The sequence below is a fragment of the Actinomadura sp. 7K534 genome (assembly GCF_004348575.1).
Lineage (GTDB): Bacteria > Actinomycetota > Actinomycetes > Streptosporangiales > Streptosporangiaceae > Spirillospora > Spirillospora livida.
Map to the genome: position 1 here is coordinate 1 of NZ_SMKB01000094.1, position 26,300 is coordinate 26,300.

The following is a 26,300-nucleotide window of genomic DNA, read 5'->3' on the forward strand; positions in this document are numbered from 1 at the left end:
GCCCCGCGCCCACCCCCGGCCCTACGTCGACGCGCTCGTCGCCACCGCCGAGACGGTCTTCCCGCCCGCCGGCGAGGCGCCCGGCGGCGTCGCCCTCGGCGAGCCGCCGTCGGCGGGCGCCACGGCCGAGGAGATGGAGTGCGTGCTGCGCTGGCTCGACCTGCCCGGTGTCCGGCTGGTCGAGGTCGACGGCGCCTGGACGTGCCCCGCGCACGGCGCCGAGGGCCTGCGCGCGTTCATCGACCGCGCCTACGAGCGCGGCTACGACCAAGGCCGCGACAGGGCTCACGAGCGGCGCGAGGCGTCCCGTCCGAGGGGTGTGCGCCCGCTAAGGTGACCGTGGAACCCGGAGCGCGGAGAGGACGACCCCTGCATGGCACTGCCTCTCTACGACAGCCAGCCCGCCCGGCGCGTCCCCTGGGTGACGTACCTGCTGGTCGCGGCCAACGTCGTGGTGTTCCTGATCACCCCCATGTCGAACTTCGCCGCCTGGTACGGCGAGGACCGGGTCCGCGAGTGCAACGCGGCGCACTTCACCTACGAGTACGGCGCCGTCCCCAAGGAGCTGACGACCGGCGACCAGCAGCCGATCCCGGCGGGGATCGTGCGGTCCTGCGGCCCGGCGGACTTCGGCAAGGCGCCCTGGACGTCGGCGTTCACCTCGATGTTCCTGCACTCGGGGGCGCTGCACCTGCTCGGCAACCTGGTCGCGCTGTTCGTGGTCGGCATGGGCGTCGAGGACCGGCTCGGCCGGTGGCGCTACCTGCTCAGCTACCTGGCCTTCGGGCTAGTGGCCGTCTACGGCTTCGCCTTCACCTCGCCGGACTCGCTCGTCCCGCTCATCGGCGCGTCCGGCGCCATCGCGGGCGTGATGGGCGCCTACGTGATCCTCAACCCGCGGGGGCGCATCGTCAGCTTCGTGCCGCCGATCATCGTGATCCGGCTGCCGGTGTGGGTCGTGCTCGGGTACTGGTTCGTGCTGCAGTGGCTGTCCCTCGGCGACGAGCAGAGCAGCGTCGCCTACACCGCGCACATCTACGGCTTCGTCGCCGGTGTGGCGTTCGCGCTGGCGGCCCGCCGCGCCGGCCCGGCGGGCCGCCTCGCCGCGCTGAGCCGCGGCTGATCGCCGCCCGGTAGGGTCGGAACGTCGCAAGCACAGCGCCATAACCACACGGGGAGGGTGAAGTGGTCACTGCCATCGTGTTCGTCAAGGCCGACGTCGCGCGCATCCACGAGGTGGCCGAGACGATCGCCGCCCTGGACGGCGTGAGCGAGGTCTACTCCATCACCGGTGAGCACGACCTCATGGCGATGGTCCGGGTGGGACGCCACGAAGAACTGAACGACGTGATCCCGGGCCGCCTCAACAAGGTCCCGGGCGTCCTCGGCACCGAAACGCACATCGCGTTCCGCACCTACTCCCAACACGACCTGGAGCAGGCCTTCTCCCTAGGCCTCCCCAACGCCGACTGACCCCCGTCGCCTCCTTGGGCGGTAGCACACACGCTCAACGACATAAATGATCGCCACGGGTCATGCGGCCGGAGCGAGTACAGCGAGCGCAGGTCGCGTGACCCGCCGAGCCGGGCGACCGCAGCGACACTCACACGCCCCGTACGGTCACGCCAGACCGCAACGGTGGCGTGAGGATCGACCGGCTCGGACCGGGGGTTCCAGGGGGTCGCCCCCTGGGCTAGCACAGCCCCACGGGTCGTGCGGCCGGAGCGAGTGCAGCGAGCGCAGGTCGCGTGACCCGCCGAGCCGGGCGACCGCAGCGACACCGCACACCCCGTACGGTCACACCAGAGCGCAACGGTGGCGTGAGGATCGACCGGCTCGGACCGGGGGTTCCAGGGGGTCGCCCCCTGGGCTAGTACAGCCCCACGGGGCTAGCCCCTCAGGCTCTGCGATACCTCGACCCAGCGGTCGAGGAGGGTGTTCGCCGCTCCGGAGTCGACGGCGACCGCGGCGCGCTCGTAGGCGTCGCGCAGGGCCGGGGTCAGCGCGTCCGGCGCGGGGGTGCCGTCGTAGGCCGTGATGAGCGCGGCGGCGTTCAGCAGCACCATGTCGCGGACGGGGCCCTGCCGCCCGGCGAACGTCTCGCGGGCCACCCGGCCGTTGAACTCGGCGTCGGCGCCGCGCAGGTCGTCGGGCTTGGCGGGCGGGATGCCGAGGTCGGACGGGTCGAACGTCGTCTCGGTCGCGGTGCCGTCGCGGACGACCCACACCGTCGAGGTGCCGGTGGTCGTCAGCTCGTCGAGGCCGTCATCGCCGCGGAACACCAGCGAGGAGCAGCCGCGGGCGGCGAACACGCCCGCGACGACGCCCGCCATCCGGGGGTGGAACACCCCGACGGCCTGGGCGGTGGGACGGGCCGGGTTGGTGAGCGGGCCGAGGAAGTTGAAGACGGTCGGCGTGCCGAGCTCGCTGCGCGTGCGGGCCGCGTGCCGCAGCGCCGGGTGGTACAGCGGCGCGAAGCAGAACGTGATGCCGAGCTCTTCGGCGACCTGCGCGGTGGCGCCGGGGGAGAGGTCGATGGCGACGCCGAGGTTCTCCAGCAGGTCCGCGGCGCCGCAGGACGACGACGCCGCCCGGTTGCCGTGCTTGACGACCCGGACGCCCGCGGCGGCGGCCACCACGGCGGCCATCGTGGAGATGTTGACGGTGTGGGCGCGGTCGCCGCCCGTCCCGACGAGGTCCGCGATCGGGCCCGGGACGTCCATCGGGGTGGCGTTGTCCATCATGCCTTCGGCGAGGCCGGTGACCTCCTCGACCGTCTCGCCCTTGGCGCGCAGCGCGACGGCGAAGCCGGCGATCTGCACGTCGGTGGCGTCCCCGGCCATGATGCTGTTCATGGCCCAGGAGGTCTCCTCGCTGGACAGCGACTCGCCCGCGAGCAGCGCGTTGAGGAGGGCGGGCCAGGTGGTGCGCGCGTCCCGGGGGTCGGAGGCCCGGTGGTCGGAAGGCCGGTGCATGGAGGCGGTCCCTACGGCGTCGACGGGTGGCGGACCCGGGGTCTACAGGACGGGGAGACGGGTCTCGGCGCGCTTGCGCATGAGGCCGGCGACCGCGTTCGCGACCGCGACCGGGTCGAGCGGCAGGCTCACCACGGCGTCGGCGCGCGACCACGTCGCGAGCCAGCCGTCGTCGCGGCGGGCGATGACGGCGAGGACGGGCGGGCAGTCGTACACCTCGTCCTTGGCCTGGCGGCAGACGCCGAGGCCGCCCGCGGGCTGGGCCTCGCCGTCCACGACGACGACGTCGATGTCCCCCTCGTCGAGCCGCTCGACGACGGCGGGCTGCGTCGCCCGCTCGACGAACTCGACCTTGGGGAGGCCGGCGGCGGGGCGGCGCCCGATCGCCATGCGGATCTGCTCGCGGGTGTGGGCGTCGTCGCTGTAGACGAGGACCTTCATCAGGCTCTCCGGGGCGGTGCTCATGGACGTGAAGGTTACCGGGTCGGGAGCCCGGCGGACACGCTCGGGAACCGTAGAAGGGGGGTCCTGCGTCACTCGTGGGACAGGGGCGCAATAATGGCGCCCGTGACAGCTTCCGCGATAGAGACAACACCCCACGTTCGGGCGAACCGTCCCAATGTGACCAGCGTGGGGACCATCGTCTGGCTGTCGTCCGAGCTGATGTTCTTCGCGGCGCTGTTCGCGATGTTCTTCACGATCCGCTCCGTGACGATCGGCCAGCATGGGGATGACGCGTGGCCGGGTGCCCATCTGGACCTGCCCCTGTCGGCGTTCAACACCACGATCCTGGTCCTGTCCTCGGTGACGTGCCAGATCGGCGTGTTCAAGGCCGAGGCCGGCAAGGTGGGCCGTGACGGCGGCATATTGAACGTCCGGCGCTGGGGCCTGCGCGAGTGGTACGTGCTCACGTTCCTCATGGGCTCCTACTTCGTGGCCGGCCAGGGATACGAGTACTACAACCTCGTCACCCACGAGGGACTGACCTTCGCGTCCTCGGCCTACGGCTCGGTCTTCTACCTGGCGACCGGCTTCCACGGCCTGCACGTGATCGGCGGCCTCATCGCCTTCCTGTTCATCCTCGGGCGCACCTACGCCGCGAAACGGTGGACGCACGAGCAGGCGACGAGCGCGATCGTCGTGTCCTACTACTGGCACTTCGTCGACGTGGTGTGGATCGGCCTGTTCGCGGCCGTCTACCTGCTCGACCTGTGACCGGCCTGACGACCCTGACCCACTAGAAGACATGACCCGAACGGGGATTTCCGTGAAAAGGATCACCGCATGGCGACGGCGCCCGTGGGCGGGCTACGCCGTCGTGCTGGCGGCCCTGGCGGCGATCGGCGTCGTCTACGCCGGCTTCTCGCCGCAGACCGACCGCGCCGAGGCGCACAGCAGCGCGCAGGCCGCGCCGGACCTGGAGAACGGCCGGGAGCTGTTCAACAAGAACTGCGCGAGCTGCCACGGGCTGAACGCCGAGGGCACCAAGGACGCCGACGGCAACCCGATCGCCCCCAGCCTGATCGGCGTGGGCGCCGCATCCGTCGACTTCCAGGTCACCACGGGCCGGATGCCCGCGATGAACCCGGGCGCCCAGGTGCCGCGCAAGGAGCCGATCCCCACCTTCAACACGTCGATCAAGACCGACTACGACGACCCGAAGCGGCGGAAGCAGGCCGAGGAGCAGCTCGCGAAGGCGCAGAAGAACGTCATCGACCTGCGGGCCTTCATCCAGACGCTGGGCGGCGGCCCTGAGGTCCCGCCGGCCTCGGCCGTGGACCCCGAGGGCGGGGACGTCGCGCTGGGCGGCAAGCTGTTCCGCACCAACTGCGCGCAGTGCCACAGCTTCACCGGGCAGGGCGGCGCGCTGACCGGCGGCAAGTACGCCCCGGACCTGCACGACGTGACGCCCACCCAGATGTACGAGGCCATGCTGACCGGCCCGCAGGCGATGCCGGTGTTCAACGACAGCACGCTCACCCCGAAGGACAAGCAGGCGATCATCGCCTACCTGGTCAACGTGCGCGAGGAGCCGAACCCGGGCGGTAACGGCCTCGGCCGCATCGGCCCGGTGAGCGAGGGCCTGGTCGGCTGGCTGGTCGGCCTCGGCCTGCTGGTCCTGGCGGCGATGTGGATCACCGCGAAGAAGCCGAAGAAGCTGAAGAAGTCATGAGCGACGAGAACAAGGAGACCGCGGGCTCGACGGACCCGCGGGAAGAGGGCGCCCGGCGCGAGCGCGTGATCGGCACGCCGTCGCCGGCGCGGGACAAGGCGCTCCTCGCCGAGGACGACATCTCGGCGCCGGCGGGCGCGGGCGACCAGCTCGACGAGGAGTCGGCCAAGCGGGCCGAGCGGATCGTCGCGGCGCTCTTCCTGCTCGCGTTCGCCGCCAGCGTGACGTTCATCGCGTACTTCATCGGCTGGAGCGGCCGCGACGGCGGCATGCACGGCGTCGAGGACGCACGCGAGACCAACTTCTGGCTCGGCGGGACGATGGCGCTCGCGTTCCTCGCGATGGCCGTCGGCGTGACGATCTGGGTGCGGCGGCTGATGACCAGCAAGCCGATCGTCCAGGAGCGCCACGACCTGGCCGCCGACGAGGAGACCCGGTCGGCGTTCGCCAGGGACTTCGTGGAGGGCGCCGAGGACAGCGGCATCACCAAGCGGCCGCTGCTGCGCCGCACGCTGCTGCTGGCCGCCGCGCCGCTCGGGCTGGCGCCGCTGGTGCTGCTGCGCGACCTCGGCCCGCTGCCGGAGAAGAAGCTCCGCAGCACCTACTGGGCCAAGGCCGTGGAGCGCGCGAAGGCGGAGGGCAAGCAGGGCGTCCGGCTGGTCGTGGACGGCACCAACAAGCCGCTGCGGGTCAGCGACTTCGCAGCCCCCGGCAGCATGATCACCGTGCTGCCCGAGGGCATGGAGGAGCACGTTCCCCACGAGGATCTGCTCACCGAGGTCGCGAAGGCGGTCACGATCCTCATCAACGTGCCCGCGGCCGACTTCAAGCCCGCCCCGGGCCGCGCCAACTGGCACGTCAACGGGACCGTGGCGTACTCGAAGGTGTGCACGCACGTGGGGTGCCCGGCGGCCCTGTACGAGCAGACCACGCACCACATCCTGTGCCCGTGCCATCAGTCCACCTTCGACGCCACGGACGCGGCGAAGGTCGTCTTCGGCCCGGCCGCCCGGCCGCTGCCGCAGCTTCCGCTGTCGGTCGAGGACGGTTACCTCATCGCGACGGACGACTACCAAGAGCCCGTCGGACCGAGCTTCTGGGAGCGCGGATGAGCGAGACCACCACGGCTCCGCCCAAGGCCGTAGAGGGCACGCTCGGCTTCGTCGACGAGCGTCTCGGGTCGACGACGTTCTTCGGCCGGAACGTCAAGAAGGTCTTCCCCGACCACTGGTCGTTCATGCTGGGCGAGATCGCCCTGTACTCCTTCATCGTGCTGCTGCTGACCGGCGTCTACCTGACGTTCTGGTTCAAGCCGAGCATGCTGGAGGTCGTGTACGACGGCTCGTACACGAACCTGCAGGGCGTGGCGATGTCGGAGGCGTACGCCTCGACGCTGCACATCAGCTTCGACGTCCGCGGCGGGCTGCTCATGCGGCAGATCCACCACTGGGCGGCGATCCTGTTCATGGCGTCGATCCTGGCGCACATGCTGCGGGTGTTCTTCACCGGCGCCTACCGCAAGCCGCGCGAGCTGAACTGGCTGATCGGCCTCGCCATGTTCACCCTCGGCATCCTGGAGGGCCTGTTCGGCTACTCGCTGCCGGACGACCTGCTGTCCGGCACCGGGCTGCGGATCACCCAGGGCGTCGCGGAGTCGATCCCCGTCGTCGGGACCTACATCTACATGTTCCTGTTCGGCGGCGAGTTCCCCGGCCAGGACATCGTGCCGCGGCTGTACATGCTGCACATCCTGCTGATCCCGGCGCTGCTGCTCGCCCTGGTCACCGCGCACCTGATGATCATGTGGCATCAGAAGCACACCGCGATGCCGGTCAAGCACCAGAGCGAGAAGCAGGTGTACGGCTACCCCTTCTACCCCGTGTTCATGGCCAAGACGGGCGCCTACTTCCTGTTCGTCTTCGGCGTCACGGCGCTGTTCGGGGCGTTCTTCCAGATCAACCCGGTCTGGCTGTACGGTCCCTACGACCCGGGCGCCATCTCGTCCGGCTCCCAGCCGGACTGGTACATGGGCTTCCTCGAGGGCTCGCTGCGGATCATGCCCGCCTGGGAGATCAACGCGTGGGGCCACACGCTCAGCCTGAGCGTGCTGATCCCGGCGCTCCTGCCGCTCGGCATCATCATGACGGGCGCGGCGGTGTGGCCGTTCGTCGAGGCGTGGGTGACCGGCGACAAGCGGCAGCACCACGTCAACGACCGGCCGCGCAACGCCCCGGTCCGCACCGCGATCGGCATGGCCGCGGTGACGTTCTACGGGCTGCTGTGGATCGCCGGCGCGAACGACATCCTCGCCGAGCGGTTCCACATCTCGCTGTTCGCCACGACGTGGTTCTTCCGGGTGACGTTCTTCGTGGGCCCGGTCCTGGCGTACATCATCACGAAGCGGATCTGCATCGGGCTGCAGCGCAAGGACGCCGAGTCCGTCGCGCACGGTGTGGAGAGCGGTGTGATCGTCATGTCGCCGGAGGGCCGGTTCTCCGAGCGCCACGAGCCGGCGCGCGAGGCGGAGATGCACGTGCTCCTGTCCAAGGAGACCGCGCTGCCCGCGGCGCCGGACCGGGACGCGGCGGGCATCCCCGCCGCCAAGGGCCCGGTCGGGCACCTGCGCTCGCGGCTCAACCGCGCGTGGACCCTCGATGACATCCCCATCGAGGAGCACGGGAACGGCGGGCACGGCGAGGGGGAGCAGAAGGCCATCGAGGGTTCCGAGGAGTCGCGGGAAGCCAAGCGCTGACCTGCGACCCGGGCCGTCGAGTAACCAGGCCGTAGAGAGGCCCGGCACCGCATCCGCGGTGCCGGGCCTTTCCCGTCCCGCCGGGACCGGCGCGGCGCCGGTTCCGTATTCTGGCCGGACGATGACCAGGACCCTCTTCGTCACCAACGACTTCCCTCCCCGGCCGGGCGGCATCCAGGCGTTCGTGCACGGCCTCGCGCTGCGGCGCCCGCCCGGCTCGGTCGTCGTGTACGCCCCGGACTGGGAGGGCGCCGCGGAGTTCGACGCGGCGCAGCCGTTCCCCGTCGTCCGCCATCCGGGCTCGCTGATGCTGCCGGAGCCGGGCGTGCTGCGCCGGGCGGGGGAGGTGCTGCGCGCGGAGGGCTGCGACTCGGTGCTGTTCGGCGCGGCGGCGCCGCTGGGGCTGCTGGCCCCGGCGCTGCGGCGGGCCGGCGCCGGGACGCTCGTCGGCCTCACGCACGGGCACGAGGCGGGCTGGGCGTCGCTGCCGGTGGCGCGCGGCCTCCTGCGCCGCATCGGCGACGGCGTGGACGTCCTGACCTACCTGGGCGAGTACACGCGGGCGAGGATGGCGCGGGCCCTGTCGCGGGACGCGGCGGCCCGGATGACCCGGCTCGCTCCCGGCGTCGACGAGAAGGTGTTCCGCGCGGGCGCCGGCGGTGGGGAGATCCGGGAGCGGCACGGCCTGGACGGCCGTCCCGTGGCGGTGTGCGTGTCCCGCCTGGTGCCGCGCAAGGGGCAGGACGCCCTCATCCACGCCTGGCCGCACGTGCTGCGGACGGTGCCGGACGCGGTGCTGCTGCTCGTCGGCGGAGGGCCGTACCGGGACCGGCTGGAGCGCCTCGCCGCGTCGCTCGGCGTGGCCGGGTCGGTCGTGTTCACCGGCGGCGTCCCCTGGGAGGAGCTGCCCGCTCATTACGACGCGGGAGACGTCTTCGCGATGCCGTGCCGCACGCGCCGCCGCGGCCTGGACGTGGAGGGGCTCGGGATCGTCTACCTGGAGGCGTCGGCGACGGGGCTCCCGGTCGTGGCCGGCGACTCCGGCGGCGCGCCCGACGCCGTCCTGGACGGCGAGACCGGGCTCGTCGTGCCGGGCCGCTCGGTCGCCCGGGTGGCGCAGGCCCTCGCCGGGCTGCTGGCCGACCCCGGCCGCGCCCGCGCGATGGGGGAGAAGGGACGCGCCTGGGTAGAGCGGGAATGGCGCTGGGAGATACAGGCCGCACGCCTGGGAGGCCTGCTCACCCCCTGAGATGACAGGATGCCGCTATGGACATCGAGGACGCATGGGCCCGCGTTCCCGGGGAGGCCGCCCGCTGGCTGCACGACCTGGATCCCGATCACTGCTACTCGGGGTTCGAGCCGCCGCGCCGCCCCGACGCCGTCTGGCTCCTCCACGCCATGTACGCGTGGGAGGAGGGACTTGTCACCACCACCCACGACGATGTCCACCAGTCCGTGGCCGCGGCGGGGCTGACCGACCCCGCGGCGGCGCTGGCCGACCCGGCGGGCGAGCTCCCCGGCGACGTCGGTGACCTGCTGGAGGGCGCGATCGTCACCGGTACCGACCTCGGCCGCAGCGGCCATCCGGGCACCGGCTGGCGGCGGCTGCGGTGGAAGGAGCTCGCGCGCGGGTTCGGTGAGCCGGTCGTCCCGGAGGGGGAGCTGCCCGGCAACCGCTGCCTGCGGCAGGGGCATCCGGCGGGGAGCTGGTCGGCGGCGATCCAGCCGCCCGCGGAGGGCTGCCTGGACCGGGAGAGCTGGTACCGGCTGATCGGGGTGCTGCTGCGGCACAGCCCGTCCGGCTCGGGGACCCGCTGCCTTGCGTACTACTGTCCGCTCATCACCGCCGACTGGGAGGACGAGACGGTCTTCGCCGGGCGGCTCGGCGACGCGGCCGCCCTGTACGACCATCCGGCGATGTCGAGCTGCCCGTCCGACCTGTGGGCCGAGGACCGCTCGTGGGTCGTCTACTGCGACTGGGACCTGTGGGGGACGAAGGTCGTCGGCCCGGCAGCGCTCGTCGAGGCCGTGCTCGCCGACCCGGACCTGGAGGCCGTCCGCCTGCCCTGGACGCGTTAGCCGTACCGGTGCCCGGGAGGGGACCCGCGCCCCCGCGCCGTAGGCGCGGTCCCTCCCGGGCACCGGCGTCCGGTTGGGGCCGTGCCCCGCTCCCGAGACCAGTTCCACGCGAACGCCCCTGCCGAGGGTGGTGTGATCCGGTGCGGCCGGCCCGGCGCCCTGGGGGAGGAACCTGGAGACGGGCGCGCCGTGCTGGGCGGCTCGGACTGCCGGATCGAGTTCGCGTGGACGGGAGCGCGGGGCACGGCCCCGGCATCCGGCACCGTCGGGAGCGGCCCACCGGGATCCGGTCCCCTGGGATCGGGCTCCGCGGGACGGGGTCCCGTGGGGTGCGGCTCCGCCGGTGCCCGGCCGCGGGCGCGGTGGACGGGCGGGCGGCGCCGGTGGGCTGATCCCTGTCGCGGTGATCGATTCATCCGGGCACCTCCTGCCGCCGTGTGCGTCCGCGGTCGTGGACACACCCGAAGCTAGGGGCGGCCGGCCGCGCCGGCATCCCCGTTAGGGCGCGCTTAAGGGACGGATCAGTTCTCACTAAGCCCGCCACCGCAGGCGCCCTGGGAACGCGCCTGCGGCCCCCCGGGCCAGGAGGGCCGGGACGGCCGGGACCACGGGAGACGGGCCGGGATCGATTGCCGGAGGGCTGAACGCGCCGGGGGCGTCTGCGCGTACTGGAGTGGAGAGTGGAACGGCCACGGGTTAAGGTCTGAAAGGTTTTTTTGGTACCAACGCACATCTGGGCGACCCAGGGGGCGTATGCTCCCTGAGTGATCGAGCGGGTTCTCCGGAACCCGTCCGGGGAACGCGGTGGGAGCGAGCGGGCTCCCATGCCGAGCTCCCCGAACTGTCTCAGCAGGAAGGCCGCCGGGTGACGAGCCCAGCGGTCCGGAACCGAACCGGCGTTCGCCGAGCCCTCCGTCTCCTCCACAGGAGAGGGCATGGCGCGACGCGATAACGGGCATGCGTCCCGGAACAACACGCATGCTTCACCGTGGGCGGAAACGTCCGCGCGTCCCTCGTCGAGACCCGCGCCCCGTACGGGGCCGCGGTCCGGCGAGCCGAAGCCGCTGCCGCAGTGGCCCGAAGGGTCCTGGTGGTCGGAGCAGCCCGACGGGGCCGAGCGCGGCCGGCGCGGGACCCGCGGGCCGAGCCGCCGCGAGATGAAGCGGCACGAGGCCCGCGCGAAGCGGTCCCAGCGGCGCGAGGACCAGTTCGGCGCGCGCAACAGGCCGTCCTCGGCAGAGGGCGACCGGTTCGACGCGCGGACGCGGTCCTTCGACGCCCGCAACGACTCCTCCGACGCCCGGACGCGGTCGTTCGACGCTCGCAACGAGCCGTCGGCCGACGTGCGGGCGCGGCAGTTCGGCGTCCGCAACGACCCGGCCGACGCCCGGACCCGGTTCGGCGCACCGGATGCGCGCACGCGGTTCGGGGCGCGGAACGAGCCGCCCGCCGCCCGCCCGCGGCCGGCCGCCGCCCGCCCGCGCCCGGCCGCGCCGTGGAGCACCGGCGAGCCCGACGCCCGGACGCGGTCGTTCGACGCTCGCAACCAGGGCACCGGGCAGCGGTTCGAGCGCTTCGACGCGCGGGCCGAGGGGACCGGGCCCGGCCGGGACCGGTCGCGCGAGTTCCAGCCGCGCGGCGGACGGCCGCCGAGGCCCGCCCGGCAGCGCGCGGAGGAGCGCCCGGCGCGGACGCGTCCGCCGGCGCGGCCGCCGGCCGCCGGCCCGACGCGGCGCCCCGCCCCGCAGCGGCCCGGGCCGAAGGCGAAGCCGCGGCGCGGCCGCGGGCCCGCCGACCGCATGAGCATCGGCGCGATCGTGCTGTCCACCGCCGTCGGGCTGTCCCTGCTCGGCATCGCGGAGCGGGCCCTGCTGGAGGGCGGGCCCATCGGCGGTACGTCCGACCCCGCCGGCTCGGAGCGGGCCCTCGCCCCGGCCGGGCCGGGCGGCAACCCCGCGCAGCAGCAGCCGCAGTCGCCGCAGCAGCCCGGCGGGCAGGCCGGAGGCCCCGCGAACCGGACCGCCGCCCCGAACCTGGCGGTGCTCTCCGCGCAGGTGCGCAAGCTGACCATCGACGAGCGCGGCGCCGCCGCCCAGCAGGCGTACGGCGCGCCCGCGGGCGGCAGGCCGATCGTCGACCTGACCCGGACGAGCGCCGACCGGACGTGGGCGTTCGGCACCACCGCGATCCCCGTCCCGACGGGCAGCTCCGCGGCGCCGGAGGTCGCGTTCTACGCGGCGCGCTGGACCGGCGAGGAGTGGCAGGTCGGCCTCTCCGGCAGCAGCGCGTTCACCACCCTGCTCGGCGCCGTCCCCAAGAACGTCATGGCGGCGGCGGAGGTCACCGCCCTGCGCCGGTACGGGGCGGTCACCGCCGAGCAGGCCACCGCCCTCGTCAACGGCTCGCGGGCCGGCGACCGGCTGATGCTGCCGTTCAAGACCGGCCAGGCGTGGACGATGACGACCTCGGAGGGCTCCGCGCGCCCGCTGGGCACGCTGGCGTTCTCGGGCGGCGACGGCCGCGTCCTCGCGGCGGGCAGCGGGCACCTCTACCGCTTCTGCTCCGACTCGGCCGGGCGCGCGATGGTCATGGTCGTCCACGCCAGCGGTGTCGCCACCACCTACTACCGCCTGCAGAGCGTGCCGCGGGTCAAGGACGGCGCCGTCGTCTCGCAGGGCGCGCCGCTCGGGCGCGCCGGCACCGACCGGCCCTGCGGCGGCGCGGCCTCGCCGCGCGCCGAGGTCGGGTTCGGGCTCCGCCACGGCGGCGGCCGGGTCCCGCTCGACGGCGCGCAGCTCGGCGGATGGACGTTCCGGGAGCGGGCCGACCCCCTCCTCGGGTTCGCCGAGCGCGGCGCGCTCCAGGTGCTTCCGGGCGGACTGATCGCCAACCTCGGCTCGGTCCCCGCCGGGGAGGACGCTCCGCCGCCGGTGCCGCCCCCCGCCCCGCCGGCGGACGACGGCGCCGGTTCGACGCCCGCCCCCGAGGCGGCCGCCAACCAGAACAGGAGTCAGAGCGGTGCGAATTCGCAACAGTGATGATCCCATGGTCCCCACCTGGGCCCTGCGTCTCGTCCTCGCGGGCGCGCTGCTGGTGCTCGTCGGCGCGGCGACCCCGCAGGGCGCCGTCGCGGTCGCGAACGTGCAGTACTTCCTCAACTTCTTCGCCGGGGTGTTCGCCCTCGTCTCGATGACCGTCGCGGTGATGAGCGGCCTGCTCGCCACCGACCGCCTCATCCTGAAGATCCGGCACCGCGTCCTCGCGCAGGCCCTGCACCGAGCCTCCGCGATCGTGGTCGTGGCGATGCTGGTCGCGCACGTGGCCGTGAAGGTCATGGCCGGCCTCGCGCTGCCCGTCAACGTCGTCGTGCCCGCGGGCGGGGCGGTGGGGCTCGGCACGATCGCGGTCGACCTGATGCTGGTCATCGTCATCAGCGGGCTGCTGCGGGCGCGGTTCGCGAACCGCGGCAAGGTCTGGATGTGGCGGTCGGTGCACGTCCTGGCCTACCTCGCCTGGCCGTTCGCGATCGTGCACGGCCTGACCGCCGGCCGGGCCGCGGCGAACTGGGTCGTGCTGTCCTACGTGCTGAGCGTCGTGTTCGTCGTCCTCGCCCTGATGACCCGCATCATCGTGGTGGTCAAGCCGCGCGAGCTGAACCGCGTCGACGACGAGATCGGCCCGTTCTCCCGGCCGGACGGCGCCGGGCGGCGCCGCGACCGGCGCGCGATGGCGGCGATGGAGCACGAGGAGGCCCGCGCCGCCGCGGTGGCCCGCGCGCGCGAGACCGACCCCTTCGGCGACTACGGCTACGACGCCGACGACGACCCGCGCGGCACCGTCCAGGACCCGCGCGGCATGCCCGTGTACGGCGGCGGGCGTGACACCGAGGCCTACCGATGACCTCGACCGTCGCCGTCTCCGGCATCGGCGGTCCCCGGCTGACGCTCGGTTTCGACCGGTTCGACCGCCTGGACCTCGACCGCCACCTCGCCGTCCACGGCAGGCTCCTCGCGCCCGAGCTCGACGACATCGTCCGGATGTGCGAGCAGGTCGACCTGCGGGGCCGCGGCGGAGCGGGGTTCCCGTTCGCCCGCAAGCTGATGGCCGTGGCGGCGCGGGTCAACTACCCGACCTCCGACCAGACCGCGCTGCTGCCCGGCGAGAAGGGCAACGAGCGCGGCTCCTGCGAGGACGTCGTCATCGTGGTGAACGGCGCCGAGGGCGAGCCCGGCAGCTCGAAGGACAAGGTGCTGCTCGGCCGGGCCCCGCACCTCGTCCTGGACGGCGCGCAGATCGCGGCGTCCGCGCTCGGCACCCAGCGGATCGTGGTGGCCGTCGAGGACGACGAGGCCGCCCGCTCGGTGCGCGCAGCGATCAGCGAGCGGCGGATGCCCGCGCGGGTCGTCCGGCTGACCGAGCGGTTCATCTCGGGGGAGAGCGGCGCGGTGGTCCGCGCGATCAACGGCGAGGTGCCGATCCCGCCGGGCGTCAAGGTCCGCGCCTCCGACTCCGGCGTGGACGGGTACCCGACGCTGCTGTCCAACACCGAGACGTTCGCCCAGCTCGCCGTCCTGGTCTCGCTCGGCCCCGACCTGTACGCCTCGGCCGGGACGGAGGACGAGCCGGGCACCACGATGCTCACCATCGGCAAGACGCAGGTGGTGGAGGCGCCGCTCGGCACGCCGCTGCAGACCGTGCTCGACCACTGCCAGGTGCCGCCGTCGCCGGGCGTGCTCGTCGGCGGCTTCCACGGGATGTGGCTCGACCCGGCCGGGGTGTCGCGTGCCGTGCTGTCGCGGGCCGGGATGCGCCGGGTCGGCGGGACGGTCGGCGCGGGGATCATCCTGCCGCTCACCCAGGGCACCTGCCCGCTCGGCGAGGTCACCCGGATCGCCTCCTACCTGGCCGCGCAGTCGGCCGGGCAGTGCGGGCCGTGCCGGCTCGGGCTGCCCGACGTGGTGCGGGCCCTCAACGCCCTGACCGAGGGGGCGGGGACGGTGGAGGACGTCCGCCGCGCCGCCGGCATCGGCCGGGGCCGCGGCGCCTGCACCCATCCGGACGGGACGGCGAGGTTCGTCCTCTCGGCGATGGAGGCGTTCGCCGCCGAGATCGACGCCCACCGGTGGGGCGGCGGCTGCGGCCTGTCGACCTACGGCGTCCTGCCGCTGCCGGTGCCCACCGGCTCGGAGGGCCGGGTGGCGATCGACTGGAGCCGCTGCGACGGCCACGGGCTGTGCGCCTACATCGTGCCCGAGCTGATTCAGCTCGACCGGTACGGCTTCCCCGTCGTGCTCGGCACCGACATTCCGTCGTGGATGGAGAAGGACGTGCAGAAGGCCGTCGCGATGTGCCCCGCATTGGCGCTGCGCGTCGTCGAGGGCGTTCCCGGCGTGTCGTCGCGGCGCTGACCGCGGCACCCGTGCGCCCATTTATGGGCGCGAAAAAAAGAGCAGATCAGCTGATCGTGTTTGAACCCCCGGCACGGCGTGGCGCGTATCTCCCACCAAACCCGCGCCGGGTCCGTCGAGAGATCCTCGAAAGGAGGAAGAAGTTCCCTTGAGGAAATCCTACGGAATCGCCGAAGTGCGCAGGCTGTCGCGCCCGCGCTTGGGTCGCATCCTGCTGATTCTGGCGGCCGTGGCGGCCGTGGGGGCCGCCTTCGTGGTGATCATGAACCCGGTGGGCGTCCCCGCCAGTGGCGCGGCGAACCTCGGTGGCACCGTGAACACCCGCTGGGGACCGATGAGCACGCTGGACAGGAAGCTGCTCGTCGCCGTCAGGCAGGCCGGCCTGTGGGAGATTCCCGCGGGCCAGCAGGCGCAGCAGCGGGCCTCCAACCCCCGGGTGCGGGAGGTCGCCGAGATCATCTGGCAGCAGCACGTGCAGCTCGACGCCGACGCCCGCGCGACCGCGGAGCAGCTCGGCGTCATCCTGCCCAACGAACCGAATGGGACTCAGAAAGCCTACCTGCGCGAGATGTCAGGTAAATACGGCGCCGACTACGACAAGATCTGGGTGCACCGGCTGCGTGCCGCCCACGGGGCGGTGTTCACCGTCATCGCCCAGGTGAGGTCGAAGTCCGAGAACAGCGTGGTCCGCGCTTTCGCTGAACGTTCCATGAAGTTCGTCAACACGCACATGTCGCTGCTGGAGAGCACCGGCCTGGTTCCCAGGCGTGCCCTGAAGTGACGTACATCCCACCCCGCAAAAGGGAGTACCTTTCCATGGGAAGTAAGAAGAAAGCCTTCGCCGTGATCATCCCGGCGCTCGCCCTCGTCACGTCGGCGTGTCAGGTGACGCCCGGCGGGGCCGCGGGTCCGCAGCCGGGCCAGAGCACCCCGGCCGCGGGTTCGGATCTCGACGGCGGACAGCTCGACGACGTCAAGAATCCGGGCGACCCCGACGGCGGCCAGCAGCCCGGTGACGGGCAGCAGAGCCCCGGCGACGGGCAGCAGCCGCCCGCCGACGGGGAGCAGCCCCCGGCGGATGGGGAGCAGCCCCCGGCCGATGGCGAGCAGCCGCCCGCCGATGGCGAGCAGCCCCCCGGTGACGGGGAGCAGCCCCCGGCTGACGGCGAGCAGCCGCCCGCCGATGGGGAGCAGCCCCCGGCGGATGGGGAGCAGCCCCCGGCGGATGGCGAGCAGCCTCCCGGCGACGACCAGCAGGTCGAGATCCCCGAACTGAGGGAAGACCAGTACGTCCCGATCCGCCAGGCGCCCCGCGTCCGGCAGCCGCGCACGACCCGCCGCGGTTCCAAGGGCGTGTTCCGCGTCGACTGCGGCACCAACGAGGGCCAGGCGCACAACAACCCCGACAACGTGGTCGCGGCGCCCGGCGTCGTGAACGGCGCGCACCACATCCACGACTACGTCGGCAACCTCGACACCGACGCCTTCTCGACCGACGAGACCCTCGCCGCCGCCGGCACGACCTGCACGAACGGCGACAAGTCGACGTACTTCTGGCCGGTGCTGCGGCTGCGCGACGGCGAGGACGACTCCGACCGCGCCGAGCAGAGCCGGATCGACGGCAACGTCGGCAGCATCGTGGAGCCGGCCGAGGTGAAGCTGGAGTTCCTCGGCAACCCGCGCAGCCGGGTGGTCGCGATGCCGCAGTTCATCCGCATGGCGACCGGTGACGCCAAGGCCGTGACGAACGGCCTGCAGAACGCGAAGGCGCAGTGGACCTGCACCGGCTTCGAGAACCGCGCGTTCACCGACAAGTACCCGCTGTGCCCCGAGGGCAGCCTCGTCACGCGCGTGCTGAACTTCGCGAGCTGCTGGGACGGCCAGAACACCGACAGCGCCAACCACCGCGACCACATCGCCTTCCCCGACGAGCGGACGGGCGCCTGCCCGGAGGGCACCCTGGCCGTGCCGCAGCTGCGGATGACGCTGACCTACGACGTCCCGGCCCAGCCGCTGGCGTTCGCGCTGGACAGCTTCCCCGAGTCGGGCCACGACCCGGTGACCGACCACGGCGACTTCATCAACGTGATGGGCGAGCAGCTCATGCAGCAGGTCGTCAACACCGTCAACGGCCGCAAGCGCATGCGCGGCGGCCAGGGCCAGGGCAACGGCCAGGGCCAGGGGCAGCCGACCGAGCAGCCCGCCGCCCCCACGGAGGAGCCGGCCGCTCCCACCGAGGAGCCGGCGGTCCCCACGGAGGAGCCCGCCGACCCGAGCCAGGAGCCGGCGCCGTCCACGGAGGAGCCCGCCACCAGGAACCAGCAGTACTGATCCATCCGACGTCCGGGTGACCCGGACCGCCCTGGGGTGAACCCGGACGCGCGGCCGGTGGGGATGCCGTTTCGACCTTCGGCGGCGCCTCACCGGCCGCGCTCGCGCGTGCGGGCGCGGCTCCGGCGCGCCCGCCCTCCGGTCCGGGACGGGCGGCGTCCGGCGCATTACGATCGCGGCATGGACATCGTGATCGCTGGCGGGCACGGGAAGATCGCACTGCGGCTGTCGCGGCTGCTGGCCGCGCGGGGCGACACCGTGCGGAGCCTCGTCCGCAACCCCGGCCATGAGGCCGGCGTGCGGGACACCGGCGCCGAGCCGGTCCTGTGCGACCTGGAGGAGGCCGACGCCGGCGAGGTCGCCGGCCACCTGCGGGGCGCGGACGCCGTCGTGTTCGCCGCCGGGGCGGGCCCCGGCAGCGGCGCGGCGCGCAAGGACACCGTCGACCGGGGCGCCGCGGTGCTGACGGCGGACGCGGCGGAGCGCGCGGGCGTCCGCGGCTTCGTGCAGATCTCCGCGATGGGCGCCGGGGAGGCGCCCGCGGCGGGCCGCGGCGAGGTCTGGGAGGCCTACATCAGGGCCAAGGGCGAGGCGGAGGACGACCTGCGCCGCCGCGGCGCCCTCGACTGGCTGATCCTGCGGCCGGGACGGCTCACCGACGACCCGCCGACCGGCCGGGTGGCGCTCGCCGAGCCGCCCATCGGGTACGGCGCGGTGACCCGCGACGATGTGGCGGCGGTCATCGCGGCGCTCCTCGACGCCGGCGACGTCCGCCGCCGCACCCTCGACCTGCTCAACGGCGACACCGCGATCGCGGACGCGGTCGCCGCGCTGCGCCCGGCCGGCCGCTGATCAGCCCGTGTAGAGCGCCTCGATCTCGTCGGCGAACTCCCGGATCACGACGTTGCGCTTGACCTTCAGGCTCGGCGTCATGTGCCCGGCCTCCTCGGTGAAGTCCACGCCGAGGATCACGTGCTTCTTGATCGACTCGGCCTGGCTGACCGACTTGTTGGCCTCGGCGATCGCGCCCTCGATCTCGGCGATCACGTCGGGGTCGCGGCGCAGCTCGTCCACCGTCATCGCCTCGGGCTTGCCGTGCTGCGCCTTCCACGGGCCGAGCGCCTCCTCGTCCAGCGTGACGAGGGCGCTGATGAACTTGCGGCCGTCGCCGACGACCAGGCACTGGCTGACCAGCGGGTGCGAGCGGAGCCGGTCCTCCAGCGGCGCGGGCGCGACGTTCTTGCCGCCCGCGGTCACCAGGATCTCCTTCTTGCGGCCGGTGATCCGCAGGAACCCGTCGTCGTCCAGGGCGCCGAGGTCGCCGGTGCGCAGCCAGCCGTCCTCCAGGACCTCCTTGGTGGCGGCCTCGTTGTTCCAGTAGCCGCGCATGATGTTGATGCCGCGGACGAGGACCTCGCCGTCCTCGGCGATGCGGACGTCCACGCCCGGGATCGGCTGCCCCACGGTGCCGATCTTCAGCGCGGTCGGCCGGTTCACGCTGGCCGGGGCGGTCGTCTCGGTGAGGCCGTAGCCCTCCAGGATCGTGATGCCGACGCCGCGGAAGAAGTGCCCGAGCCGCTCGCCGAGCGCGGCGCCGCCGGACACCGCGTACTCGACCTTGCCGCCGACCGCCGCGCGCAGCTTCTTGTACACCAGCGCGTCGAAGACCTTGTGCTTCGCCTTGAGGCCGATGCCGGGGCCGCCGCCGTCCAGCGCGCGGCTGTAGGCGATCGCGGTCTCGGCCGCCGCCTTGAAGATCTTGCCCTTGCCGTCGGCCGCGGCCTTCTGCTCGGCGCCGTTGTAGACCTTCTCGAACACGCGGGGGACGGCCAGCAGGAACGTCGGCTGGAAGGAGCCGAGGTCGGGCAGCAGGTTCTTGATGTCGCTGTGCCCGAGGACGATGCCGCCCTCGATCGTGGCGACCTGGATCAGCCGGGCGAACACGTGCGCCAGCGGCAGGAACAGCAGCGTGGAGCTGCCCTCGACCGCGACCTCGGCGATCGCGCCCTGGACGGCGTTGCGCGACGTCGACACGAGGTTCCCGTGCGTGATCTCGCAGCCCTTGGGGCGCCCGGTGGTGCCGGAGGTGTAGACGAGCGTGGCGAGGTCGCCGGCCCCGCGGGAGCCGCGGCGCTCCTCCACCACGTCGTCGCCGGTCTCGGCGCCCAGCTTCCGGACCTCGTCGATGCCCCCCGCGTCGATGCCCCACAGGTGCGCGAGCTCGGGAAGCCGCTCCCGCACCTCCTCGACCCTGGCGATGTGGTCCGCGGTCTCGGCGAACACGGCCTTCGCGCCGGAGTCGCCGACGATCCACTCGATCTGCTCCGCGGACGAGGTCTCGTAGATGGGGACGGACACCCCGCCCGCCGTCCAGACGGCGTAGTCGAGGACCGTCCACTCGTAGCGCGTCCGCGACAGCAGGCAGACCCGGTCGCCGGGCTCGATGCCGGCGGCCACGAGGCCCTTGGCGACGGCGGTGATCTCTTCGGTGAACTCGGCCGCGGTGACGGCGCTCCAGGCGTCGCCGCTCCTGCGGCGCGCCACGATGGCGCCCGGCTCCTTGGCGGCCCGGGTGAAGGGCGCGTCGGTCAGAGTGGCGGAGTCGGGGACCTCCACCATCGCGGGGACGCTGAACTCGCGCACGGCCTGCTCCTGTAGTCGATCGTCGAGGTGGGCGGGGAAGTCCGCTGGGGATTCTCCGTGCACGAATGATACCCACGAGTAGGGCTTATTCCAGGGTGGACGCCGCATCGGCACCGGCTGACAGCGGCTGTTAACGGCACGGCAAAGACCGGCCGTCGGCCGCGGCGCCGGCCGCCCGGTCGCCTACGCTTGATCCGGTCGCACACGAACGCCGTTCCGGGGGAACGCCCATGTCGCTGCTCGAAGTGATCGCGCTGACGGCCGAGGACGCCCGTGCGGCGCAGGACGGCGGCGCCGACCGGATCGAGGTGGCCGCCGACATGGCCGCCGACGGCCTTACTCCCGATCCTGACGTCGTGGAGTCCATCCGGGAGGCCACGTCGCTGCCGATCCGGGTGATGCTGCGGGCCAAGGCCGGGTTCCGCACCACCGGTTTCGAGCTCGACCGGCTGCGGCGCGCCGCGGCCGGCCTCGCCGAGGCGGGCGCGGACGGGTTCGTGTTCGGCTTCCTCGACCCGTCCGGCCACGTCGACACGGCCGCCACCGGCAAGCTCGCCGCCGACATCGCCCCGCTGCCCTGGACGTTCCACCGCGCGGTCGACCACGCCGCCGTCCCCGCCCAGGCGTGGGACGCCGTCCGCCACCTCGGCGGCGGGCTCGACACGGTCCTCACGGCCGGTTCGGCGCGGGGCGTGGACGCCGGGGTGGACGTCCTCGTCCGGCGCGCGGCCGCCGGCCCCGAGGCGGCCGAGATGATCATGGCCGGGGGCGGGCTGCGCCGCAAGCACGTCGCGGTCCTCGCCGCCGCGGGCGTCACCGCGTTCCACGTGGGCACCGCCGTCCGCCGGGACGGCGCATGGGACGCCCCGGTCGACCCCGCCCTGGTGAGCGAGTGGCGCTCCCTGGTGTCGGCCGCGACCGGCTGACGATCCCGGCCGTGGCCGCTTGCGGCCCGTCCCATTACAGTCGTTTCATGCGGATCCACGTGGTGAGCGACGTCCATGGCCGCGCGGACGCGCTGACGAGCGCGGCGGACGGCGCGGACGTCCTCATCTGCCTGGGCGACCTGATCCTCTTCATCGACTACCACGACCACGCGCAGGGAATCTTCGCCGACCTGTTCGGCCAGGAGAACGCCGCCCGGTTCATCGGGCTGCGGACCGAGAAGCGCTTCGACGAGGCCCGCGAGTTCTCCCGCGCCCTCTGGTCCTCGCTCGAAGGCGACGCGTGGCCGCACATCGAGCGCGCCGTCGACCAGCAGTACGCCGAGCTGTTCTCCGCCATGCCCGCCCCCGCGTACCTGACGTACGGCAACGTGGACGTCCCGCGCATGTGGGGCGCGCACCTCAAGGAGGGCCACCGCGTCCTGGACGGCGAGACCACCGAGATCGGCGGGCTCCGGTTCGGGTTCGTCGGCGGCGGCCTGCGCACCGAGTACCGCACGCCCTACGAGCTGGACGACGACGCCTACGCCGCCAAGGTCGAGGCGGTCGGGGAGGTGGACGTGCTGTGCTGCCACATCCCGCCCGACGTCCCCGAGCTGCTGTACGACACGGTGGCGCGCCGCTTCGAGCGGGGGAGCGCGGCGATCCTGGACGCGATCCACCGGACGCAGCCCAGGTACGTCCTTTTCGGGCACGTCCACCAGCCGCTGGCGAGCCGGATGCGCATCGGCCGCACCGAGTGCGTGAACGTGGGGCACTTCCGCGCCCGTGGCGTGCCGTACGTCCTGACGGTGTGAAAGATACGTTCTCTAGGGACAGCGGGCCCGCGCGCGGGCCCACGACGAGCCGGAGGGAGACGCCGATGGCGGACCGCACGAGTTCCACCATCACGGTCAAGGCGGGCAAGTCCGAGATCATGGCGGTGATCGCCGATCTGCCGGCGTACCCGGAGTGGGCGAGCGGCATCCGCGGGATCACCGTCCAGGAGACGGGCGAGGACGGCCGGGCGTCGCGCGCCGAGCTGACGTTCGACGGCGGCCCCTTCAGCGACACCGTCGGGCTCGCCTACACCTGGGAGGGCGACGACCGGGTGACCTGGAAGCTGGTGGAGGCGGGCTCGGTGGTCACCGGCCTGCACGGCTCCTACAGCCTGGCCGAGCGGGACGGCGGCACCGAGGTCACCTACGAGCTGGCCGTGGACGTGCGCATCCCGCTGATCGGCATGGTGAAGCGCAAGGGCGAGAAGCGGATCATCGACACCGCGCTCAAGGGCCTCAAGCGCCACGTGGAGAGCTGAACACCCCGCAGCCACCAGAACACGGCGACGAGGCGATACCGTCACGCCGACGACCGATGGAAGATGGACCCATGAGTGAGCAGCCGGGTGACGTCCTGGACGAGGCGGCCAAGCTTTTCGACGCACTGATCAGGCGGGTGAGCGGCGGCGGCCGGGACCGGGACGCCGACGAACCGAGCGGCGGCGGGCCGGGCGCGGGCGAGGACGTGTGGGCCGACGCCACCGCCGAGCAGCCGCAGGTCCCCGCCGGGGAGCGGCCGCACATCGCCACCGGCGCGCCCGAGTGCCGGGACTGCCCCGTCTGCCGGGCGATCGTGATCAAGCGCGAGGCGGGCGGTGACGTGGGCCGCCATCTGCACGAGGCCGGGCAGTCGCTCCTCGCCGCCGCGCTCGACGTGGTGGCCGCCGTCGACCGGACCCGCCGGAACCGGCCGCCGGAGGCGTCGAAGAGCCCGCGGGCGGGTAGGTCCGAGCGGTCGGAACGTCCTGATTCGGGCGATGCGTGGTCGGCCGCCACGGGCGGCGGCCCCACCGACATCGGGTAGTGCGGTTCAGGCTCCAGCCGGGGCGCTCGAGGAGGAGGAAGGGTACATGGCCCTGACCATCGGCGTGGATGTGGGCGGTACGAAGGTCGCCGCGGGGGTCGTCGACGACCGGGGGACGATACTGGAGAAGGTACGCAGGCCGACTCCATCGACCAACCCGCAGGAGACCGCCGAGACCATCGCCGAGGTCGTCGACCTCCTGAAGGGCAAGTTCGAGGAGGTGTCCGCGGTCGGCCTCGGCACCGCCGGCTTCGTCGACGAGACCCGGTCGACCGTCCTGTTCGCCCCGAACCTCGCCTGGCGGGAAGAGCCCATCAAGGAGAAGGTGGAGAGCCGCGTCGGGCTGCCCGTGGTGGTCGAGAACGACGGCAACGCCACCGCGTGGGGCGAGGCCCGGTTCGGCGCCGGGCGCGGCGAGAACTTCCTCGTCCTGGTGGCCCTCGGCACCGGCATCGGCGGCGGCATCATCATCAACGGCGAGCTGTACCGGGGCCGTTTCGGCATCGGCGCGGAGATGGGGCACTTCCGGGTCGTCCCGGACGGCCGCCGCTGCGGCTGCGGCAACCGCGGCTGCTGGGAGCAGTACGCCAGCGGCAACGCCCTCGTCCACGAGGCCCGCGACCTGGCCCGGGTGGCGCCCGCGATGGCGGGGCGCCTGCTGGAGCTCGGCGACGGCCGCCCCGAGGGCATCAGCGGCCCGGAGGTGTCGCAGGCGGCCCGCGAGGGCGACAAGGCCGCACTGGAGTGCTTCCGGACGATCGCGCACTGGGCGGGCCAGGGCCTCGCCGACCTCAGCGCGATCCTCGACCCGGGCGCGTTCATCATCGGCGGCGGCCTGTCCGACGCCGGCGACCTCCTCCTCGACCCGATCCGCGCGGCGTTCGAGGACGCGCTGACCGGCCGCGGTCACCGCCCCCTGCCCGACATCCGCATCGCCGAGCTGGGGTCGGCGGCCGGCATCGTCGGCGCGGCGGACCTGGCCCGCGTCCGCCCCCTCCAGGACGTCATCGTCTAGGCGCGCACGGGTCCGGAGATGGCGTCCGTCCGCCTGCTGAGCTACAACGTCCGGTCGCTGCGCGACGACCCGGCCGCCGTGGCCCGGGTCGTCCGCGCCATCGCCCCGGACGTCGTCTGCGTGCAGGAGGTCCCGCGCTTCTGGGCCTGGCGCCTCAAGCGGCGCCGGCTGGCGCGGGCGTGCGGGCTGCGCGTCGCGGCGGGACGGCGGGCCTGCGGGCTCGCCGTCCTGGCCGCGCCGCACGTCCGCCGGGTCGCCCGCGAGTTCCACCTGCTCACCCCGGACGCGGGCCTGCACCGCCGCGCCCTCGCGATCGCGGTCCTGGAGGCCGGGGGAGTCCCGTTCATCGCGGCGAGCACCCATCTCGACCTGGCGGACGCTCCGCGGCTGCGCCACGTCGACGAGATCCTCGCCCACCTGGGCCGTGCCCGCGCCCGGTACCGCGCCCCGGTCGTCCTCGCCGGCGACGTCAACGAGGACCCCGGCGGCGAGTCCTGGAAGGTCCTGACGAGGCACTTCCAGGACGCCTACGCGGCCGCCCCCGCAGGAGGCGAGCTGACGTTCTCCGCCCGCAACCCCCGCAGGCGCATAGACGCGGTCTTCACCGACCCCTCCATACGCATCACGAGCTGCGGAGTCCCCATAGAGGACGAAACGCTCACAGCCGACTACCCCAAAGCCACAGACCACCGCCCCCTCGTAGCGGACGTGGACGTCGGCCTCCCGGAGACCCCGGCCGCGCACGCGAGCGCGTTACCTGACCGGTGGGGTGAAGCCGAAGGCGAGCCTCACCGGGAAGATCGCGAAGCGATGCCGCGCTCGCCCAGGCCAGGTCACATAGCGAGCGCCAGCGAGCGAGTGGGCCTGGACTGCCGCAAACACGTCACATAGCGAGCGCCAGCGAGCGAAGTGGGCCTGGACTGCTATGACACAGCGACAAAGCCGCGTTCGCGGGCGTAGTCCTCGAGTTGGGTGCGGAGCCGGCGCCGTCCCCGGTGCAGGCGGGACATGACGGTGCCGATCGGGACGCCCATGATCTCCGCGATCTCTTTATAGGAGAAGCCCTCCACGTCGGCGAAGTAGACGGGCAGCCGGAACTCCTCGGGCAGCTCGGCGAGGGCCTGCCGGACCTCGGAGTCGGGGAGCCGTTCCAGCGCGGTGGTCTCGGCCGATTTCAGGCCGCCCGGCGTGTGCGAGGCCGCCTCCGCGAGCTGCCAGTCCTCGATCTCCTCGCCCGGAGCCTCGGTGGGCCGCCGCCGCTGCTTGCGGTACTCGTTGATGTAGTTGTTGGTCAGGATGCGGTACAGCCAGGCTCTCAGGTTGGTCCCCTCCTTGAACTGGTGGAACGACGCGTAGGCCCTGGCGTAGGTGTCCTGGACGAGGTCCTCGGCGTCCGTGGGGTTGCGGGTCATGCGCAGCGCGGCGGCGTACAGCTGGTCGATGTAGGGCATCGCGTCCCGCTCGAAGCGTTGCCGCTCGTGGTCCGCCCCCGGATCCGTCATCATCGTCATCAGGGGCCCCTTCCGGTGCCGCTCCGGACACGGGACCGCGCTTTCCGAGCTGCAATGGTCATTTCGTCCCCCCACTCGAACCTGAAAAGCTCCGTATGCCCCGTATAGACCGCGCATAACGATCAGGTGTGACATCTCCGGGCGGCGGCGCTGGTCAGCCGGTCGCCGCGGGCGGGAGCAGGCGGGGGGCGAGGGCGGCGCCCAGGGTCGCCGCGACGGCCGACGCTATGACGATGGCCCAGGCGCCGGGGCCGAGGGGCGTGCAGCCGAAGAAGTGGCTGAGGACCGGCAGTTCCACGACGGCGAACAGGGCGGCGGCCGAGACGACGCAGGTCGCGATGACGAGCGGGCTGCGCCAGCGGGCGATGAGGGTCTGGCCGAGCTGGGCGCCGACCAGGGACGCCAGCGCCATCGTGGACGCCCGGCGACGGCCGCCGGGGACCAGCCGGGTCAGCCGCCCGGTCTGCCAGCTCACCAGCGCGGCCGCGGCCGTGGCAGTGCCGCGCACCCAGAGGACGCGCCGCATATCCTCCCCCGTGAACTTGCGACTCGGCGCCGCACCGAGCTGCTCGACCCCGCGCTGGTCCGCGTCCTGCTGGTCTGCCGTGGTCGGTGGCGGGGTGGGTG

Annotated in this window: 25 protein-coding genes and 1 pseudogene; 21 read left to right on the plus strand and 5 right to left on the minus strand. The window is 73.1% G+C overall.

The window, feature by feature from the left end; translation table 11 throughout:
- The 3 genes and pseudogenes from E1266_RS38075 to E1266_RS19425 all read left to right on the plus strand — a co-directional run.
- Positions 1 to 337, plus strand: a pseudogene (locus E1266_RS38075) (endonuclease); the annotation flags it as partial.
- Between the two features lie 36 nt (positions 338 to 373).
- Positions 374 to 1,123, plus strand: coding sequence for a rhomboid family intramembrane serine protease (locus E1266_RS19420; RefSeq protein WP_132048928.1), 750 nt, complete (start codon positions 374 to 376; stop codon positions 1,121 to 1,123).
- A 62-nt stretch (positions 1,124 to 1,185) separates the two neighbouring features.
- A complete protein-coding gene (locus E1266_RS19425) occupies positions 1,186 to 1,473 on the plus strand; it encodes an Lrp/AsnC ligand binding domain-containing protein (RefSeq protein ID WP_132048930.1) in 288 nt (95 codons plus the stop codon).
- Positions 1,474 to 1,889: 416 nt separating this feature from the next.
- Here E1266_RS19425 and trpD read toward each other — a convergent pair whose 3' ends face one another.
- Entirely contained in the window at positions 1,890 to 2,975 is a 1,086-nt protein-coding gene (trpD, locus tag E1266_RS19430) for an anthranilate phosphoribosyltransferase (protein WP_132048932.1), read from the minus strand.
- Positions 2,976 to 3,017: 42 nt separating this feature from the next.
- Positions 3,018 to 3,440 (minus strand): response regulator transcription factor, encoded by a 423-nt coding sequence (locus E1266_RS19435; RefSeq protein WP_132048934.1) that lies wholly within the window; start codon positions 3,438 to 3,440, stop codon positions 3,018 to 3,020.
- Between the two features lie 93 nt (positions 3,441 to 3,533).
- Here E1266_RS19435 and E1266_RS19440 point away from each other — a divergent pair, with 93 nt between their 5' ends.
- The 12 genes from E1266_RS19440 to E1266_RS19495 all read left to right on the plus strand — a co-directional run bounded on the left by E1266_RS19440 (position 3,534) and on the right by E1266_RS19495 (position 18,570).
- The gene (locus tag E1266_RS19440) at positions 3,534 to 4,190 is read left to right on the plus strand and encodes a heme-copper oxidase subunit III (protein ID WP_132048936.1); all 657 of its coding nucleotides are present in this window, start codon (positions 3,534 to 3,536) and stop codon (positions 4,188 to 4,190) included.
- Between the two features lie 52 nt (positions 4,191 to 4,242).
- A complete protein-coding gene (locus E1266_RS19445) occupies positions 4,243 to 5,148 on the plus strand; it encodes a c-type cytochrome (RefSeq protein WP_132048938.1) in 906 nt (301 codons plus the stop codon).
- Positions 5,145 to 6,260, plus strand: a complete 1,116-nt coding sequence (locus tag E1266_RS19450) for a Rieske 2Fe-2S domain-containing protein (protein WP_132048940.1) — start codon at positions 5,145 to 5,147, stop codon at positions 6,258 to 6,260. The genes E1266_RS19445 and E1266_RS19450 overlap by 4 nt, the downstream gene beginning before the upstream one ends.
- Complete coding sequence (locus E1266_RS19455; protein WP_132048942.1) at positions 6,257 to 7,900, plus strand: ubiquinol-cytochrome c reductase cytochrome b subunit; 1,644 nt, start codon at positions 6,257 to 6,259, stop codon at positions 7,898 to 7,900. The genes E1266_RS19450 and E1266_RS19455 overlap by 4 nt, the downstream gene beginning before the upstream one ends.
- A gap of 121 nt (positions 7,901 to 8,021) precedes the next feature.
- Positions 8,022 to 9,149, plus strand: a complete 1,128-nt coding sequence (locus E1266_RS19460; RefSeq protein WP_132048944.1) for a glycosyltransferase family 4 protein — start codon at positions 8,022 to 8,024, stop codon at positions 9,147 to 9,149.
- Between the two features lie 17 nt (positions 9,150 to 9,166).
- Complete coding sequence (locus E1266_RS19465) at positions 9,167 to 9,979, plus strand: hypothetical protein (RefSeq protein ID WP_132048946.1); 813 nt, start codon at positions 9,167 to 9,169, stop codon at positions 9,977 to 9,979.
- Between the two features lie 935 nt (positions 9,980 to 10,914).
- The gene (locus E1266_RS19470) at positions 10,915 to 13,017 is read left to right on the plus strand and encodes a peptidoglycan DD-metalloendopeptidase family protein (protein WP_132048948.1); all 2,103 of its coding nucleotides are present in this window, start codon (positions 10,915 to 10,917) and stop codon (positions 13,015 to 13,017) included.
- A 7-nt stretch (positions 13,018 to 13,024) separates the two neighbouring features.
- On the plus strand, positions 13,025 to 13,879 hold the full coding sequence (locus E1266_RS19475; RefSeq protein ID WP_132048950.1) for a hypothetical protein: 855 nt from the start codon (positions 13,025 to 13,027) through the stop codon (positions 13,877 to 13,879).
- Positions 13,876 to 15,387, plus strand: a complete 1,512-nt coding sequence (locus E1266_RS19480; RefSeq protein WP_132048952.1) for an NADH-quinone oxidoreductase subunit NuoF family protein — start codon at positions 13,876 to 13,878, stop codon at positions 15,385 to 15,387. The genes E1266_RS19475 and E1266_RS19480 overlap by 4 nt, the downstream gene beginning before the upstream one ends.
- A 175-nt stretch (positions 15,388 to 15,562) precedes the next feature.
- A complete protein-coding gene (locus E1266_RS19485) occupies positions 15,563 to 16,168 on the plus strand; it encodes a DUF4142 domain-containing protein (protein WP_132048954.1) in 606 nt (201 codons plus the stop codon).
- A gap of 35 nt (positions 16,169 to 16,203) precedes the next feature.
- Complete coding sequence (locus E1266_RS19490) at positions 16,204 to 17,718, plus strand: DUF1996 domain-containing protein (RefSeq protein ID WP_132048955.1); 1,515 nt, start codon at positions 16,204 to 16,206, stop codon at positions 17,716 to 17,718.
- A gap of 180 nt (positions 17,719 to 17,898) precedes the next feature.
- Complete coding sequence (locus E1266_RS19495) at positions 17,899 to 18,570, plus strand: NAD(P)H-binding protein (RefSeq protein WP_132048957.1); 672 nt, start codon at positions 17,899 to 17,901, stop codon at positions 18,568 to 18,570.
- Here E1266_RS19495 and E1266_RS19500 read toward each other — a convergent pair whose 3' ends face one another.
- On the minus strand, positions 18,571 to 20,361 hold the full coding sequence (locus E1266_RS19500; RefSeq protein ID WP_132048959.1) for an AMP-dependent synthetase/ligase: 1,791 nt from the start codon (positions 20,359 to 20,361) through the stop codon (positions 18,571 to 18,573).
- 230 nt (positions 20,362 to 20,591) lie between these two features.
- Here E1266_RS19500 and E1266_RS19505 point away from each other — a divergent pair, with 230 nt between their 5' ends.
- From E1266_RS19505 to E1266_RS19530, 6 genes are all read left to right on the plus strand, one after another.
- Positions 20,592 to 21,287: a copper homeostasis protein CutC gene (locus E1266_RS19505; RefSeq protein WP_132048961.1), complete on the plus strand. Its 696-nt coding sequence runs from the start codon at positions 20,592 to 20,594 to the stop codon at positions 21,285 to 21,287.
- Positions 21,288 to 21,334: 47 nt separating this feature from the next.
- Entirely contained in the window at positions 21,335 to 22,102 is a 768-nt protein-coding gene (locus E1266_RS19510; RefSeq protein ID WP_132048963.1) for a metallophosphoesterase, read from the plus strand.
- 65 nt (positions 22,103 to 22,167) lie between these two features.
- Positions 22,168 to 22,602 carry an SRPBCC family protein gene (locus tag E1266_RS19515; protein WP_132048965.1) on the plus strand — a complete coding sequence of 145 codons (435 nt, stop codon included), beginning with the start codon at positions 22,168 to 22,170 and terminating at the stop codon, positions 22,600 to 22,602.
- 71 nt (positions 22,603 to 22,673) lie between these two features.
- Complete coding sequence (locus E1266_RS19520; RefSeq protein WP_132048967.1) at positions 22,674 to 23,147, plus strand: hypothetical protein; 474 nt, start codon at positions 22,674 to 22,676, stop codon at positions 23,145 to 23,147.
- Between the two features lie 46 nt (positions 23,148 to 23,193).
- Positions 23,194 to 24,162: an ROK family glucokinase gene (locus E1266_RS19525; RefSeq protein WP_132048969.1), complete on the plus strand. Its 969-nt coding sequence runs from the start codon at positions 23,194 to 23,196 to the stop codon at positions 24,160 to 24,162.
- A gap of 18 nt (positions 24,163 to 24,180) precedes the next feature.
- On the plus strand, positions 24,181 to 25,053 hold the full coding sequence (locus E1266_RS19530) for an endonuclease/exonuclease/phosphatase family protein (protein ID WP_132048971.1): 873 nt from the start codon (positions 24,181 to 24,183) through the stop codon (positions 25,051 to 25,053).
- Positions 25,054 to 25,085: 32 nt separating this feature from the next.
- Here the strand turns inward: E1266_RS19530 and E1266_RS19535 are convergent, their stop codons facing one another.
- Both E1266_RS19535 and E1266_RS19540 read right to left on the minus strand, forming a co-directional pair.
- A complete protein-coding gene (locus E1266_RS19535; protein WP_279436334.1) occupies positions 25,086 to 25,667 on the minus strand; it encodes a sigma-70 family RNA polymerase sigma factor in 582 nt (193 codons plus the stop codon).
- Between the two features lie 160 nt (positions 25,668 to 25,827).
- On the minus strand, positions 25,828 to 26,300 hold a 473-nt coding region (locus E1266_RS19540), incomplete at its 5' end, for a cation-translocating P-type ATPase C-terminal domain-containing protein (RefSeq protein WP_132048975.1).